General features: G+C 24.3%; 9 protein-coding genes. All 9 read right to left on the minus strand.

The window, feature by feature from the left end:
- Positions 1 to 608: 608 nt before the first annotated feature.
- Positions 609 to 1571 (minus strand): deoxyhypusine synthase, encoded by a 963-nt coding sequence (locus tag MBBAR_RS05785; protein WP_080460357.1) that lies wholly within the window; start codon positions 1569 to 1571, stop codon positions 609 to 611.
- 243 nt (positions 1572 to 1814) lie between these two features.
- Entirely contained in the window at positions 1815 to 1955 is a 141-nt protein-coding gene (locus MBBAR_RS10250; RefSeq protein ID WP_158082540.1) for a hypothetical protein, read from the minus strand.
- Positions 1956 to 2248: 293 nt separating this feature from the next.
- On the minus strand, positions 2249 to 4216 hold the full coding sequence (locus tag MBBAR_RS05790; protein WP_080460358.1) for a SpoIIE family protein phosphatase: 1968 nt from the start codon (positions 4214 to 4216) through the stop codon (positions 2249 to 2251).
- Between the two features lie 3 nt (positions 4217 to 4219).
- The gene (locus tag MBBAR_RS05795) at positions 4220 to 4636 is read right to left on the minus strand and encodes an ATP-binding protein (protein ID WP_080460359.1); all 417 of its coding nucleotides are present in this window, start codon (positions 4634 to 4636) and stop codon (positions 4220 to 4222) included.
- Positions 4637 to 4876: 240 nt separating this feature from the next.
- Entirely contained in the window at positions 4877 to 5173 is a 297-nt protein-coding gene (locus MBBAR_RS05800; RefSeq protein ID WP_080460360.1) for an STAS domain-containing protein, read from the minus strand.
- A gap of 329 nt (positions 5174 to 5502) precedes the next feature.
- The gene (locus tag MBBAR_RS05805) at positions 5503 to 7245 is read right to left on the minus strand and encodes an MATE family efflux transporter (protein ID WP_080460361.1); all 1743 of its coding nucleotides are present in this window, start codon (positions 7243 to 7245) and stop codon (positions 5503 to 5505) included.
- Between the two features lie 77 nt (positions 7246 to 7322).
- Positions 7323 to 15890, minus strand: coding sequence for a non-ribosomal peptide synthetase (locus MBBAR_RS05810; RefSeq protein ID WP_080460362.1), 8568 nt, complete (start codon positions 15888 to 15890; stop codon positions 7323 to 7325).
- A 4-nt stretch (positions 15891 to 15894) separates the two neighbouring features.
- Positions 15895 to 16695, minus strand: coding sequence for a 4'-phosphopantetheinyl transferase family protein (locus tag MBBAR_RS05815; RefSeq protein ID WP_080460363.1), 801 nt, complete (start codon positions 16693 to 16695; stop codon positions 15895 to 15897).
- Positions 16696 to 17338: 643 nt separating this feature from the next.
- Positions 17339 to 18772: hypothetical protein (locus MBBAR_RS10255; protein ID WP_158082541.1), on the minus strand; the 1434-nt coding region annotated here is incomplete at its 5' end.

The following is an 18772-nucleotide window of genomic DNA, read 5'->3' on the forward strand; positions in this document are numbered from 1 at the left end:
TATTTTAATAATAAAAATATTATTTGATTATTAAAAGAATATTATTTACTATATCATAATATAATCATATTCTCCATCATTAGAGGATAGAATTTAAATATAAACTAATATCCCTTAAAATGCTAATTATTTATTGATTAATACCACTTATTAACTATAAAATTTTAACTATAAAATTGAATTTTATAAAAGTGAATGATCTCTTTTATATTATCATATGAAAACTCTTTAAAAAAGACATTTTCCACATAATCAATAAAAAGTAAATTATAATATTATAAATCCAATCATAATTCTTTCACTAATAAAAAATGTATTAAATAATATAAAATTCTAATGAAAAAACATTTTATAAGGAATAATAATCATATCTACCTTATTATATATAAAGTTAACTTCCAATCAAACCATTAGTAAAGATTATCAAAAAACCAATGCAATAACTTATAATAAAAATTATTGATATTTATAAATATACATATTCAAAATGAGATTTAAAATTTAATAAACTTAAAAATATTCTTAAAAGAAATACTTAAAAATATTCTTAAAAGTATTTTAAAATAAATACTTAAAAATATTTTAAAACAAATTATATTAAAATATTTTTATTTATTAATTTTATTCAATGCAGCAGCATAAATTAAAGGGAATATAATAGTTACATCACCAATAACCGAAACTAAATTTGAGCCACATTTAGCTTTTGACCAAGATTTAGCTTCTTCAAGAGGTGCTCCACTTAAACTTCCAGTTTCACTACGATCCATTGTAATTTGAATAGCTGCATCAACACCTCCTTTTAAAAGATTAGATGCTAAACAATAATGCTTAGGAAGTCCTCCTCCAAGAATTACAGCCCCAACAGCATCTGAATCAAAGACAATATCCGAAAGATCATGCATATCGGCAATAGCATCTATAACAAGATTATTTTCTTGAGTAAACATCCATAATTGTAAACCAAACATACTGTCAATTAATCCTGGTGCAAAAATAGGAACATTGTTTTCAGCAGCTACTTTAAGAATAGAATTTTCATCTTCAATTAAAAGTCCTATTTCATACAAGAAATCCTTAATAGAAATTATATTATGTTTATCACAAGATTTTGGATCGTTAAAATTTTTTTTAGCAATAGATTTAGTTATTTTATCAAAAAAAGTGATTATTTCTTTTTCAAAAACTTCAAAATCATCAGATTTAGTATAAACATCTCCAATTCTACCCATTCCAGCTTCATTTAATTTTTCATCATCAAAACCATATTCACGATAATGAGATCCACCAAAAGATTCTAAAAGATCATGAGTTATATTAGCTCCACTTGTTATTAAAACATCAATATGACCTCTTTTAATCATAGTAGAAATAACATTACGAAGACCTCCAGGAACAAGAGGTCCAGCTACACTTAAAAAAACCTTCATATCATCCTGAGAAATCATATTAGCTAAAAGTTCACAAGACCTTCCAACTCTACCAGCACCTAATACACCAGATGCAGAAAATTCATCAATAATATCGATAATTTTCATATCTTCATTAATATTCATTTGATTAACATTCATAATAAGCCTATTTTTTCTTTTTTGAAAATAATACAAATAAGATTTTGTTAGAACTTATTAATAAAAATTACTTTTATAAACTATAATTAAAAATAAAGAAGTAAAAATAGATAATAGAAATTAGAACAAAAAATATTAAAAATAATAACTAGTAAAAAAATAATAATTAATAAAAATAATAGTTTAATAAAAAAATAATAATTAATAAAAAATAGGTTAACTATTTCAATAATAACCTACTATTTAATAAAAAATTGAATGAAAAGTAGGATATACTAAGCTCCAAGACCTCCATATAACTAAATAGTTTAATAAGGAGGTTGTGATGGAAATAATTAATATAATTAAAATATCAAGTAAAAATGCTTTAAAATTATCAGACATACTACCACCTCCCTTATTTTTATATAGAAGAGAAGCCATTAGGTTTCGGACTTCTACAAAGATCAACAACTTAGGAGCTTAGTAATACAAAAATATAAATATGTAATAAAAAATATATAAATATTACTATAATATAGATTAGTAATAAAAATGAAAAAATTTAAATAATATAATATTAAATATAAGTAATAGGTGTTGGGCTTTGAGATTCATTAAATAAAAATGAATCTCACTCCATTTTTTTAAAAGAACTAATACTAATTTTAATTATATTCCATAGCTTACTTAAATAATTACTCCTTTTTATACTCTAGTATCAGCATAGTAATATCATCAAACTGGTCTAAGTCTCCAACAAACAAATCTATATCATCCTTAATTGAATCAAGAACTTCTTTAATTTGAGAATCTCCTTTTTTATCAAAAGTTTCAATTAAACGTTTTTCTCCAAAAAATTCTTCTTTATTATTAATAGCTTCAGTAACACCATCAGTATATAATAATAGTCGATCTCCTGGTTTTAGAGTAATCTCATTTTGGAAATATTTTATGTCTTTTATACCCCCTAAAACGAATCTCGGATTAGACTTGAGCCAAGCAGATTTTTCATTATTTTTTAATATTGGAGGATTATGTCCTGCATTCACAAAAGTAAATTTACCAGTATCTATTTCTAAAACACCCATCCATGCTGTTACAAACATCTTTTGATCATTATCTTCACATAATTGATTGTTAGCATTGAAAAATGCTTCATCTGGAGTATTTTCATTTAAAAGATTACTTTTAATTAATGTTTTAGCAATCATCATAAATAATGCAGCAGGAATTCCTTTATCAGAAACATCAGCTATTACAATTGCCAGATGATTTTCATCAATTAAGAAAAAATCATAAAAATCTCCCCCTACTTTTTCAGCAGGTTTAGACATAGCATACACATCAAATTCTGTTTTATTAGGAAATGCTGGAAATTTATTTGGTAATATAGACTCTTGAATCTTTTTAGCTATATCTAATTCTGTGTTGATTCTTTCCTTCTCTGATGTTGCTTTTCTTAATTTTTCCATATAAATTTCTAAATTTATAATCATTTTTTCAAGAGAATTAGCTAATATTCCTATTTCACCCTTATCTTCAGTAAACTTTTTAATATTAGAAATTATTTTTTCACTATTCTCAATATTATCATCATCATTTGTATAATCATCAGTAATTTCTGATATAGATTCTATAGGCGTTGTAATATTTTTCTCTATATACCATAAAAATAGAACTGACATTATGTAGAATATAATTAATACAACCGATATATTAACATAAATTATTCCCCAAAATTCAGAAGTATTTGCAAATGATGCAGGATCTGTATAAAAAGCTACAATTCCTGTAATAATAGCCATAATAGCCCCTATTATTAAAAAAAAGGATATTATAGTTTCTGTTAATGAAATTTTAATAAAAGAAGCTTTATTTTCTATTTTTTCAGTAATTGGCCTTAGTAAATATATGAAAATTAAGATATAAACAATTAGAGTAATAATATAATTGTTTGAAATAGGAGGCATAAATAAAGAATATATAGCATAACTAATTCCTATTATAGTAGCTAAAATCAGCGAAATATCAAATAATATTGGAGAAAAATAGGTTTTCTTAGATTTTTTTGGTTTATACATTTTAATATTATAAAAATTAGCTAAGTTAATTATTAAAACTCCTAATATCATTGAAAAATCAAAATTATTAAATTCAAACATTAAAGTACTTGGAGAAGCAATATTTACAATATTTAGAGACTCTAATAATAATCCTAGTAATATTGACATAACAGTACTTGCTATGAAAATTACTATAATGAATTTTATTAAGCTTTTAACATTATTTATTCTTGGTGGAGTAATTTTATCTGTAATTTTTAAGCCATACCATAGTTTATAAGAAATATAACCATAAAAAAACTGTGCAATGAATCCTAAAATATATATTTCTGGAGGATAACCTGCAATTATATCTGCAACCATATTACCTATAGCTGCACCTAAAGCTCCCCAAGGACCAAATAGCATACCAAATACTGGAGGTAATGCACTAGCTGGCCTAAGTTCTGATACATGAAGTATTGGAAAAAAATAACGAAAAGGAACTGCGATTAATATATAGATTAAAGAGCAAAAAATCAAAACTATTAATTTTGATTTTATACTATCTAAGTTTTTGATTTCTAATTCTATAGTTAGCCCTCCATTTTCCTTAATCAACTACTATTCAATATTTTTCTTAATTGTGAGGATATTCTTTTCATCTTTGTATTTATAATCAATACTATCAACATTTTTTTTTGCAAGATATATTCCTAAACCACCAATACTCCTTTCTTCTAAAGGAAGTGATATATTGGGATCATGATTTTCTAATGGATTATAAGGAGTGCCTTCATCTAAAAATTCTAAAGCAATTTTTAAAGGATCTGTTTCAATATAAGAATTAATTAAGATTTTTCTTTCATTAGCATGTGTTTCATAAGCATGATTAACTATATTTATGAATATCTCTTCAATGGAAAGCTCTAATTGCATTTGAAATTTTTTTGAAACTTTATAGGGATCTAAATTTTTTTTAACAAAATTCAAAACATCATATAATTGCTGTTTATTATTGCAAACTATAATTTGTTTCATTTTTTAACCCTTTATTTAATTGTCCCTTTATCTAATTGTATTATTTACTGTTTTTGATATTCCTCAATAAAAACAATAGATTATCAATTTAATAAAAATAACATTATCCATCTAATAAAAATAATATTATCAATTTAATAAAAATAATATTATACATCTAATAAAAATAATATTATCAATTTAATAAAAATAATATTATCTATTTAATAAAAATAACTCATTATTTTTTCATATATATTATTAATTAATACTTAAAACATTGCTAAACCCTGTTGTATCAAATACTTCCATTATTATATCATTAACATTTTCTATTGACATTTCACAATCATCAGGTATCCTTTTATTTATTAATATAATAACACGAAGCCCTGCGCTTGAAATATACATTAATTCTTCAAAATCAAGAACTAAGCTATTAATATTTTGAAAATCATCAGTTAGACTTTTTTCTAATATTGGAGCACTATTAGTGTCTAACCTACCTTTTAACATTATTCTCAAACAATTTCCATCAAATTCTTTATCTATAATCATTAGATCATCTCTTAATTTTTCACTGTGTATCATTTACTACTACTACTACTACTACTATGTATCGTTCATTAGTAAATACATCCTTTATTACTACAATGTATTATTTATCAGTACTTTTTATCATTATTAGTAATTTATTATTTATTAGTAATATATTATTTATTAATATTATTATATTTTTTTATATTATATAATCCTCATTAATCTATACAATATAATTCTCTAATTAAAATCAAGAAAAACTAATATAAATAAATATTATAATTTAAATATTATATCCTTCATTTTTATCATTTTAATTTTATCAATTTAATTTTATTATTTTAATTTTATCGTTTTATAGTTATTATTGTACTATTTAATCCAATAAGTCTAGCATAACTGATTTCATTAGCTATTTTTTTAAGAACATGAATATTTTCAAAATCACTTTCTTCAGTTATAACATCTTTTGTTGGGTCATATTCAATTCCAGAATCTTTAAAGGAAATCCTTATTTCATTTTCATCTATCTCTGATAAAACATCAATATAATCAATACTATCCAAATTATACTTTATTGTATTAACTACCATCTCTTCAATTGCAATTCCAACATATATAGATGTTTTTTTATCAACACCATTTTCTTCTGCAAATTTAATTAATTTTTCTGAAAGCCCAAGTGCATCATCAACAGAAGATTTAATGGTTACATCCAATACAGACCCTTCCTTGTTTTTTGGAAGCATCAAGATTCCAGAATATTTTCCTTTTGATTTTTTTGATATTATAATTGTAATTAAATAAATTATAATTATAGTTCCTATTTCAGCTATTAAAAAAGAAATCCATATTCCTGAACCTCCAATTAAATTTGAAAGAATATATGCTGAAGGAACTAATATTATTAACCCTTGAGATATTGAAATTATGAAAGAAATGAGTTTTTTCTGAATAGCTTGGGTATAAAATAACATTAAAAAGGTTATACTTGTTCCAATAAAACTCAATGAAAATATCCTAATAGCTTCTTCTCCAACAATAATATTATTTATTCCAGTAACTCCAAATATGTCTAGAATAATGTTAGGGAATAATATAAGAAATATAGTCAATAAAACACATGAAAATATAGCTATTTTAAATGATTTCCTCATTATAAATTTCACACCATTAAAGTCTTTTTCACTATAAAAAACAGAAACAATAGGAGACATTGTTTGGCAAACACCAATAATAGGTATAGATGCTATAATTAAACAATCAAAGCATATAGCAAATGCAACAGTTCCAGCTTCTCCAATTGTAGATAGTATAATGATATTGATGAAAAATGTTTTTAATAATATAAATAGTTGTCCTGATGCTGGAGGAAATCCTGAGAAGATTATTTCTTTTAGATTTTTTATTTTAGATTTAAATATGTTTGTAAATCTAGTTTCTCTATCCTTTGATATTAAATATTTAACAATAAATATCATTCCAACTAAATATCCAGTTACTGTAGCTAGAGCAGCACCACCAATTCCTAAATTAAAAAATTTAATATATACAATATCCATAATTATATTTACAAAATTAGAAGATATTAAAACAGCAGTAGCAAGATGAGGCTTATCCTCTGCTCGCATAAAATAACTAATTCCTAAAGCAATGAATAATAAAGGAGCACTCATAAACAATATGCGCCCATAATCTATTACAAATGGAAGAAGAATCTCACTATTTGAAAAAACCTTAGATATTTCACCAATATAAAAAAAACCAAGAATAGCTATTACTAGGCCAATAACCAATAGAGAAATAATAGATAACGAGAAATATATTCTAGATTTCATTTCATTTCTCTCAGCTTTTGCTATTGCTGATAATACTGAACCTCCAATACCAAAAGTCCAATATATAGTACTAAAAAGGCCAGTTATTGGTATAAGTAATGCAATAGCTGCAAGAGCATTAGGTCCAATTAAGTTACCAACGATTATTCCATCTATGATAATACTCATATACATAGCCATTGATAAAATTACGGTGGGTAATAAAAATTTCTTATATTTTGCTGATATTATATTGTAATTTCTTTCAAACATTAATCCACCTTATTATAATATTAATTTTATAAATAGATTAAATTTTTTCAGTTATAAATCTTTATATTACTTTATTATTAATAATCAAAAAAATCTAAGTCAATTAAGTATTTTATAAATGTTGATAGATATTCATTAGTAATTAATGGCCATTTAAACCCTAAATGATAAAGTATTTCCATTGTATAATCATTTTTAGAGGATATGAAACTTCTATTCTCTCCCTTATTCATAGATGCTATAAAACCAGAAATTTTAATTGCATTAGATTCATCTTTCATTGTTTCTTGAAGAGCTTCATTAAACTCTTTTTGATTAGATCCTTTAATATTAAGTCCAAGTTCATTCATAATTGCTATAATGTCAGAAATATAGATATAATGATTATTAAATGGGTGGAAAACTAAATATTCTTTAGGAGCCTTTGAAAGAAGCATGATAGCTTTTGCAGTAATATCAATTGCAGTAATATCTACTCTTAAATTCATCATATTATAAGGAATTCTTTTAATTATACTATAAGATTTCAAACGATTGATAAATGCATTTGTATCAAAATTAATTTGGAATTCTTGATCTTGTTCTCTAGCCATAAGATTACCAAGACGCATAATTTTAGCATTTATCTCACCATTTAATACAGCATCTAAAATAATAGTTTCTGCTTTAAATTTACTATTAATATATTTATGTTCTAAATTTTGCCCAATATATAACATATCCTCTTCAAAATATATATCCTTAGGAGGAATATTATTTACACTTTCTCCAACAACACTTACCGTTGATATATGTACTAAATTACAATTATTCTCTTTTGAAAATTTAACAGCGTTCTTTACCCCCCCTACATTAACATCTTCAATTTGTGTTCCAGAAGCATAATGTTTAACATTAGCAGCACTATTTACAACAGTATCAATTGAAAATGAAGATGCTTTTTTAAAATCATCAATATTTGTAACATCTCCTTCAATAACATGAATCTTTGAATTAAACAATTCATCATAACTATTATCAAAATAATAAAATAATAATGACTTTAACCTTTTTTCAACATCTGTATGCCTTCCTTTTCTAAGCATACAATATATCTTTCCATTTTCATTTTTTATAAATTCATGTAATAAATGCATACCCAAAAATCCAGTTGTTCCAGTTAATAATACATTTCCTAAATCTTGTTTAGATTGTGTTTTAAACTGTTCTAGGTTTTGTTTTTTTAATATATCATTGAATCTTTTAGTTGAATATTTGTTAAAATCTGAATCAAGGTTATCAATATCTCCAATATTTAAATCATTTCTTTGTTTATTCAATGTTTGGGATCTTTTTTGATTATTTACTAACGAATCCTCTGTTTCTACCTGTAATAAACTCTCTTTTGGTTGATTTAAAGTTTTTTCTTTTTCTAGTAATACCCTAGCAATATTCTCTGGTGTTTGGTATGTGAATATGTCTCCATAAGATATGTTATAACCTGCATTTACTGATTCAACCATGACTTTTGTTGCTAAAAGAGAAGTTCCACCTAAATCAAAGAAATTATCTGTTGCTCCTACTTTATTTATCCCTAATACATTTGCAAAAACATCTGCAAAGAATTTTTCATCTTTATTTTTTGCAGCAATATATTTTTTTTCTTTTAATAATGGTTCTGGAAGAGATTTTGTGTCTATTTTTCCATTAGGAGTTTGTGGAAATTCATCTAACTCCACATATATACTTGGAATCATATAAGGTGTCAATTTATTTTTCAAATGAGATTTTAAACTTTTAACATCAATAGGTTTATCACTAATAAAGTATGCACATAAATGTTCTTGAGATTGGATTTTTTTAACTAAAACAATGACTCGTTTTATTCCTTCATAATCGGATATAACATTTTCTATCTCACCAATTTCAATCCTAAGTCCTCTAAGTTTTATTTGATTATCCATTCTTCCTAAAATATAATATTCTCCATTATCCTTTTTCTTTGCAAAGTCTCCTGTTCTATAATATCGAATATTATTTCTATATATAAATCTCTCATCTGTTAATTCTTTTCTATTCCAATAACCTCTAGCTACTCCAGCACCACCCACATATAACTCTCCAACAATTCCGGAAGGTAATGGATTTCCATCTATATCCATAACAGATTCTATAACATTAAATAGTGGTTTTCCAACAGTAATATCCTCATTATCAACACATTTTGTATTACAAGAAATAGTTGTTTCAGTTGGTCCATAAACATTGTATATCTCTGCATCACTATACATTTTGATTATTTTATGTAAATTTAAAGGATAATTTTCACCAGCAAGACTTATAATTTTACACTGGGAAATTGACTTTTTAATCATATCAAACTCTAAATATTGTAGCATCCTAGAAGGCGTTGCACTAAAAGAATCAGCTCCAGATTTTTCAAATAGTTTAGCAAGTTCTAAAGGATTTTTAGACTCTTCATCATTAGCAAAAACTAAAGTCAATCCATTCATTAAAGTTACAAAAACCTCATGTAAAAATACATCGAAAGCAACAGTAGTTATAGAAAGCATTCGAGTAGACATTTTATTTAAGGAATAGACAAAACAATTTTCTTTATTAGGAAATATATAATTAGCTATATTTTCATGGGTTAAGATTACTCCTTTTGGTTTTCCTGTAGAACCAGAAGTATAAATACTATAAGCTAAGTTTTTTGGATTTAAAATAGGATTTGGATTTCTCTCATCATTTTCTTTTAAAAGATCATCGATATTTAACTTATTTGGTAAATCCTCTTTTGTTATGATGTATTTTGATTCACTATCATTTAAAACATGTTTTATCCTATCATCAGGATATTCTGGATCTATAGGGATAAATCCTGCACCTGATTTTATTATTCCTAGTATAGTAGCTATTAAATTACTATCTCTTTTTAGCATAAACATTATTTTATCTTCAGCTTTAACACCTAATTTTATTAAAGCATTAGCTATTCTATTAGATTTCCTATTTAATTCATCATAACTCAATTCCCCATCTTCTGCAATTAAGGCTATTTTATCCTTATTTTCCTCAGCTATATTTTGGAAAATTATATTTAATAGCTGTTCTTTTACAGGTTTTAATTTAAAATTCTTTTCTTCATTTTCTATGTCTATCTGTTCTTTTTCAGATAAAATAGATATATTTTTAAGATAATTATTAGGGTTCTCAATAAATTTTTTTATAATAATAGATAAACTCTTATTAAATCCATTAGTAAGATCTTCACTATACAATGCATTATTATATTTTAAAACTATTCTAAATTGATCTTCATAAAAATTAGTTTCATTTCCATCCTTTTTAACTAATTCAACATTTTTATCTTCATTAAGCATATCTTCATTGAGATTATCTTCATTAAGTATATCTTCATTAAGTTTATTTTCATTAACTATATCTTCATTGAGATTATCTTCATTAAATCCATCTTCAATTATAAATGATAATTTAAATTTAGGTTTTTCTATGTCTAATATCTCTAAATCCATTCCATAGCCATTGATGTTTATATTTTCAACTAGTCCTGCTTGATATGCATATAATATATCGGGATATATTCCATATTTATCAGAAATCTTTGTAAATGGATATGATTCGTAATTTATAACATTTAAAAACTCATCTTCGAGAATTTTCATAAATTCAATTACAGTTTTTTCACTATCAATATTAGATACTATTGCTAATGTTTTAACCATCATAGCAAATGTTTTTTGATATTTTATCTTACTTCTACCATTCGAAATACTAGATATCAAAATATCTTTGTTATAAGAATATTTACTTAAACTAAATAATAGAACTCCCATGAAAAAGATATTAGGAGTAATCGAATTATTTTTACAAAATGTTTCAACTGTATTTTTATTCAAATTAAAAGACTTTTCTTTCAATAAACCATCATTTTCTTTTCCATTAATATCTGGTGTAAGTCCTGTTTCACCCTCAAAATCACACATCCTATTTTCAAAATAGTCTTCTGCTTCATTATATAAATTTGTTTTTTCAATTTCAGATTCTTCTAAAGCCAAATCGAATCCAGTATATTTTTCTATTTCAACATTTTTTCCTTCATATAATTTAGCTAAATCTTTAAGGAAAAGTATTGTTGAAAATCCATCAGAAATTATATGATGACAATCCCAAAGTAAAAAAACTTCCTCATCATCCTCATATATTTTAAATCTAAATAAAGGACCTTTAAATAAATCAAATGGTTTTATAAAATTCTTTTTAATCTTTTTATCTACAGTTCCTTTATGAATTTCAATATCAACTTTTAAATTTTCATTCTTTCTTTGGTATATCTTTCCATTATTAAGATAAAGGTGAGTTTTCATATAAGAATGTTTATCAATAGTTTTTAAAATCACATTTTTTAGTTTTAAAGCATTTATATATGAATCATTAGTATCAATATCTTTAGTATCAATATTATTAGTATCAATATATTTACTATCAACATTTTTAGTATCAATATCTTTAGTATCAATATTATTAGTATCAATATATTTACTATCAACATTTTTAGTATTAATATATTTAGTATCAGCAGAATTAGCTAAGTTAGAACTAAATCGACTAATATTATTTAAATTAGAATCTTTAAAATTAGTATTAGTATTAGATAAATCAAATCTATCCTTATTTTTATTTAATCGAATACATTTTGGCATATTATAAATTAGATTATTTGGATTTTTAATAAAATCAAAATAAACACCTAACTGATTTTGAGTCAAAGAATATATTTCATCATCTTTAAGAATTAGTTCTTCACTAGGAGATGCTTTTAAAATTTCTTGAGATATTTTTCTAATTGTCCCTTCTCTCATTATACTTACTAAATTAAGTTCAACACCATAATCATCAGAAATTTTAGATATTAATTTAATAATAGAAAGAGAAGTAAAACCAATCTGAAACAAATCATTTGTAACACCAAAATTAGCTTTTCCCATAATATCTGAACAAATATTAAAAATAGATTCTTCCAATTCATTTTCTGGATTTACAAAATCTTCAACCCCATAATCAGATTCTTCTGGTAAGGGTAAATTTTTAATATCTATTTTACCATTTGGAGTCATTGGAAAATTTTCTAATTGAATAAAATAAGATGGAACCATATATTTTGGCAATTTATCGACAGTTATAGTTCTTAATTCACTTATATCTATTTCTTTTTTACTTGTATAATATGCACATAGATGTTCTTCAGAATCTACATTCTTAACACATACTACTAAAGAGTTTATATTAGAATTTTTAGAGATAACTGATTCTATCTCTCCAACTTCAATTCTAAGTCCCCTAACTTTGACTTGACTATCTACCCTTCCTGAAACATATAACTCTCCAAATTCATCTTTTTTACCCAAATCTCCTGTTTTATAGTATGAAGTTTCAGAAAATTCTAAAAATTTTTCTTCGGTTAACTTTTCATTATTTAAATATCCTCTTGCAACTCCAGAACCTCCAATATAAACTTCCCCAACAACTCCTGGAGGTAAAGGATTACCGTCAATATCCCTAATACTATCAATAACATTTAAAAGAGTTTTCCCTTCAGAAACATTTTCATTCTCCATTAATTTTCCATGTGATGCAATTGTAATCTCAGTTGGCCCATAGGAGTTGTATATTTCAGCATCAGTACAATTTTTAAGAGTATTATACAGTTGTGATGGAAACATCTCCCCACCGACTATAATTACTTTGAAATTTTTCATTATATTTCTTATCTTTTCAATTTCAAGATATTGTAACATTCTAGAAGGTGTAGATCCAAAAGCATCTGGATTTGTATTATTAATCAATGCAATAAGTCTTAATGGATTAATGGATTCTTCTTCATTTGCAAAAACAACAGTGACTCCATTGATCATTGTTGCGAATATTTCTCTTAAAAATACAATGAATGATACAGTAGTTAATGATAAAAATTTTGTTGATTTATTAAAAATAGAATTTATAGGAATATTTTGAGGATCATTCGATATATAATTCGTAATACCTTTATGTGTTAACATTACCCCCTTAGGAATTCCTGTTGATCCTGAAGTATATATGATATAGGCTAAATTATTTTCATTAATGTTAGGGTTTGGATTTCTCTCATCAGTTTCTTTTAAAAGTTCATTTATACTAATTTGATTTTTTAAATATTTATTATTATTTTGATCATTATTTTCTTTATTAGTATTTTCATTAGTTACAATGTATTTAGAAGTACTATCATTTAAAATATTCTCTATTCTATCTTCAGGATATTCTGGATCTATAGGAATAAAAGTAGCTCCTGATTTTACAATACCTATTACAGTAGCTATTAAATTACTATCCCTATTCATCATGAACATTATTTTATCTTCTATCCCAACTCCCCTTTTTATCAATGCATTAGCTATACGATTAGCTTTCCTATTTAATTTATCATATGTAAATTCACCATCAGAAGCAATAAGTGCAATTTTATCATTATTATTCTTCACAGTATTTTCAAAAGCTTTATTCAATAATGGTTCATCAACAATGTTTTCTTCAAAATCTTCCTGTCTTTTATTCTCTTTTTTTGTGTCTTTATCTGATAAAATGGATATATTACCTATTTTTTCATTTTGATCATTGATAAATTTCTTTAAAATAATCTCAATACTTTTTATAAATGTTTCCATTAGTTTTTCCGTGTAAATCACAGAGTTATAATATAATGAGATTCTGTATTCATCATCAATTGACTTAATAAATAAATATGCTTTATTAGAAGAGTTATTAATTTTATCATTAATTTCATTAATATTAATTTCACCACTATTAATTTCACCACTATTAATTTCATCACTATTAATTTCATTATTATTCCCTAAGTAATTATTTTTAGAGCTATAATCTTTATTTTCAAAATAATATTTGAAATCTGGGCAAACTATATTATCCCCTAATATTTTATCATATGGAAAGAATTTATATTCTTCACTTTTAATCAGTTCATTTTCAACTTCAATTAACATTTCTTTAACTGTTTTATCACTTTCCATAAATAAACCAAAAGGATAATCTATTAATTTCCCATTAGATTCTGTAGTTCTAGAAATTAAAATATTTCTATTAAAAACAAACCTATTTAATGTAAATAATGTAGAAGTTAAAAATAATGAGTTTGGAGAAATTTTCATCTTTTTAGAAAAATTGTTTATAACATTCATATTTAGTGAGATTTCTTTCTCTTTAAACTTTTTATTTTCTTTTTTAACCTGAATATCAGGTGAAATAAATGTTTCACCATCAGATTTTTTAGCGATATTCTTAAAATATTGCTCTGCTTTGAAAAACTTGCTTTGAAAGACTTTAAAATTATCACATTCTTCATTAGGATTATCTGCAATTTCATTTATTAAGTCTTTAATACCATTTAAAATATCCATGATTGCTTCATGAGAATAACAATCATTATTAAATTCTAAAAACAAAGATTGTAAACCATTTTTATCATTAAGAGATGAATTAACTCGAATATGTAATGGAAATTCACTTTCTTCATTTTCCCAAATATATTCTACTCCAGAATCAGAAGAATTTGAAACAATGGAAAACATTGATAACATAGCAGGATTAATTCCTATTTTTTGTAGTTTTTGAGTATAAAGATTAAAGGACAATTTTCCATGAGTTAAACCTTTTTTTAAAACAGATTTTACATATAGTACATAATCTTTAAATGTTAGTTCACCTTTATATTTTAATCTTAAAGGCATCATATTTACAAACATACCTAACATATTATGTATATCTTCTCCAAAATCTCTACCATGATAAGGAGTATTCCAAACTAAATCTTTTGATTTTGAACTTTTAAAAAAATATAAAGATAGTATAGATAATGCTAATAAAAATGGAGAAATATTATCATTTTCTATTCTGGATATTTTTTTTAATTTATTTATAGTATTTTCTTCTAATAATATCTCGTGTTTTGAAACATTAAGATTATCTAGTGTAAAATAGTTACTAGAATAGTTTTTTAGACTATCAATCCAATACTCTTCATCTTCTTTAGATTTTTTAGTAGATAGATATTTTTCTTCTTTCTTAACATAATTTTCATAAGAAAGGGGAGTTGTTTCATAAGGTTGGTTGTTTTTTAATTTATTAACATAGCTTTTAAGATTTTTTATAAGAATGTTTATAGATGTACCATCCATTAAAATATGATGTACGTTTCCTAAAACTATGATATTTTTTCTAGTTTTCAATACAACAAATCTATAGAGAGGAGAATCAAAGATTTCTTCAAATCCAGTTTTTGTAAATTGATATATAAACTCCTTAATTTCATCTTCCTTTTCAATGGACATATCATAATAATAAAATAGTTGGTTATCAATTTCGGCATCTAATTGTGAAAAATATTGAAAAAACTCCATTTGATTATCCTTTTTAATTTTTAAATTGAGTTTTTTTCTTATTATGTCTGATAATGCTATTTTCACATATTTTTCATCTTCAATAGGGAATTCGTATTTAAATGAGAGAACATAAGAGTCATTTCCCGATTCTCCAATTTCAGTTACTATAGTTCTTTTTTGAGCATTTGATAGGTTAAAAAACTGCATTATACTACTCCAAATATTTATAAATTTCCTTAAAGTCTATTAAATTTAATTCATCGATTTTTTCTAATGAACATACCCCTAATTTATAAACATTCTTTTTAGAATCTAAAAGATTCCATGATTTAAATATTATTTCATCAATAGATTCTATTTTATCAATATTTTGTAATTCATTGAAAATTTTTATTTTATTATTAGTTTCATTAAAAAAACTCTTAGTTTTATTTGAAGACTTATTATTTCCTTCTAAATTATCTAAATAATCATCATCATTGAAAAACTTCAATAATTTAATATTATCTTTATCTTCATCAATATTAATATAAAATGATTTTAAATCTAAGCTAAGCCCTATTCCTTTCATCTTAAGATAACTTTCTTTTAAAACCCATATCTCAAAAAAAGATTCAATTTTATCATTACTATTATTTACATATTCATATTCTTTTGGATGAAATTGGGTTTTAGCGATGTTTAAATCTATTTCATGAATATATTCAATATCAACACCTATAGGATAATTTGATACTCCACAAAAGACATAATCTCCACAATGAGAAATATTAAAATAAATATTAGGAAAATTTTTTAAAAAAGGTTTACCATAATCATCATTAACAATAATAGGATTATAAATTTTTATCTTTTTTAAAATATACCTTAATAACACTTCTCCACTAATAGATAAAATCCTGTCTTTTTGATTAAAATATTTTTTTGAATACTCCAACCTATCCTCAGATACAAAATTCTTTAAATCTTCAAAATTTAGATCTGAAACATTCATATAATATAAAAACATCATCTTATCCTTTTAAATTTAATATATTAAATTTAATAATTAAAAACTTGTTTTTTATATGATTAACATCAATAAATTTGGATGGTACCTCACATAAATTTTTTATATAATGATAAAAGATAGGCAAAAACAAGTTATCTGCTTGTACTTTTAACAGGACTCATCATAAAACAAGGATACAACGAATCAGAGAGCATGCAAAAGCTCTCAGAAACCTAAAAATCTAGCACCCTAATAATTTTATATTTTATTTTGATAATAATAAAATACTATATAATAATACTATATAATAATACAATATAATAATATTATATAATAATACTATATAATAATATTATATGATAATACCCTATTAGGTTTATTATGTTAACTTTAGATTCAATATTTTAAAATAATAATAATAATAATAATAAAAATAATAATAATAATTTTATTAGCTAAATTGTTAATTAATACTTTTTAATAAGATTTTTAATTAAAATCAGTGTTATTTCATAAATCGATATACTGGATTATATTTTATTAAATCTAAAAATTTAAAAAAAAAGAAGTAAAAATAGGAGAGAAAAAAATAAGTCTCCATCTGTAAATAAAATATTTTAAACTAATTATAAGTTTCTTTATTTTTTTGTTTGTTACTTGAATATTAAGTTTTTTTCTTACTGTAAACTATTGTTTGAGTTTTCTGATTTGTTTTAAGATTTTTAGCAACACTATAAACAGCAATACCTTTCTTTTTATAAGATGTGTTTTTAGTCACCTTAATCTTAGTTATTTTATGTGATTTCAGAGCTTTAACACTATAAGCCTTAAACACACTCCTTGGATGATAATTAGTATAAGTATATCTAGAAACTCTAATGTTTCGACCATTATAAACAGGCTTATTACGTTTTATAATATAGCTTATAACACCAACACCAGAGCCCAAATTCTTAACAACCACCTTCAATATTCTGGTTTTCTTATTATAAGAATACTTAATATTCTTTGTAGTTTTAGGAGTTTTAAGAGAATATCTACTGTTAATCTTAAATTTATAAGTTTTAGAACCTACTTTATCACCAAAATTCTTAAAACTATACTTAAACCTAGCTAACTTCTTACCAGAACCCAAAGACAAAATAGTCTTAGAAACTGCCTGCAATTTAATATTAGTCTTATTAAGGGAAACATTAAAGCTAGAACTATTAATAAAACCAAAATAATCACTGTTTCCATTAAAAACCACTTTAACACTAGTCTTGCCTGTATGAGTTGGTTTATATTTCAAACTCCAAAAACCACTAGAATCAGTAGTTAAATGATAATTCTTACCATCAACAGTAACAGTAATTTGAATATTACCTAAAGAACCTTTATTCTTATCAAAAACAACACCACTAATCACAATAGTCTCATTAACTTTAACATTACCTGGAATAACAATACTAGAATTACTAGCTAACTTAGTAACATTAAAACTAGAGCTATTAACAAAACCAGTGAAATTATCATCACCGGCCCAATTAACCAAAACAAAAAACTCACCATAATGAACAGGAATATAAACAAAGCTCCAAGCACCAACACGATCAGTAGTCACATTAAAAACTTCACCACCAATAAAAACAGCAACAGAAACATTACCAATAAAATTACCATCATCATCAGCCAAAACACCACCAATAGTAAGATTTCCACCCACTTTAAAATCACCAGAAACAACAATACTAGAATTAGTATTATTCTTCAGCACATTAAAGCTTGTGGTATTAGTGAAACTTATATAATTACCATCAAAATCACCATTATAACTAACAGCCACAGCAATAATTCCTGTACGATTAGTTAAATAGGTTAAATTCCACCCACCAGTACCATTAACACTCACACTTTGAGTAATCCCATCAACAGTTACATTAACACCAGCTATACCAGTAAAATTATCCAACTGACCAAAAATAGTAACATTCTCACCAATATTAACACCAGAAGGAACAACAACTATACTAGAATTAGTACTATTCCTCAAAACTTCAAAACTAGTACTATTAATAAAACTAGTATAATTCTCATTACCACTAAAACTAACAATAAC

Origin of the sequence: Methanobrevibacter arboriphilus JCM 13429 = DSM 1125, assembly GCF_002072215.1 — an archaeon.
GTDB classification, from domain to species: domain Archaea; phylum Methanobacteriota; class Methanobacteria; order Methanobacteriales; family Methanobacteriaceae; genus Methanobinarius; species Methanobinarius arboriphilicus.

Coding starts and splice junctions, on each gene's coding strand:
- MBBAR_RS05795 (WP_080460359.1), bottom strand. CDS start 4,636: ATGAAACAAATTATAGTTTGCAATAATAAACAGCAATTATATGATGTT.
- MBBAR_RS05800 (WP_080460360.1), bottom strand. CDS start 5,173: ATGATTATAGATAAAGAATTTGATGGAAATTGTTTGAGAATAATGTTA.
- MBBAR_RS10250 (WP_158082540.1), bottom strand. CDS start 1,955: ATGTCTGATAATTTTAAAGCATTTTTACTTGATATTTTAATTATATTA.
- MBBAR_RS05805 (WP_080460361.1), bottom strand. CDS start 7,245: ATGTTTGAAAGAAATTACAATATAATATCAGCAAAATATAAGAAATTT.
- MBBAR_RS05810 (WP_080460362.1), bottom strand. CDS start 15,890: ATGCAGTTTTTTAACCTATCAAATGCTCAAAAAAGAACTATAGTAACT.
- MBBAR_RS05815 (WP_080460363.1), bottom strand. CDS start 16,695: ATGATGTTTTTATATTATATGAATGTTTCAGATCTAAATTTTGAAGAT.
- MBBAR_RS05785 (WP_080460357.1), bottom strand. CDS start 1,571: ATGAATGTTAATCAAATGAATATTAATGAAGATATGAAAATTATCGAT.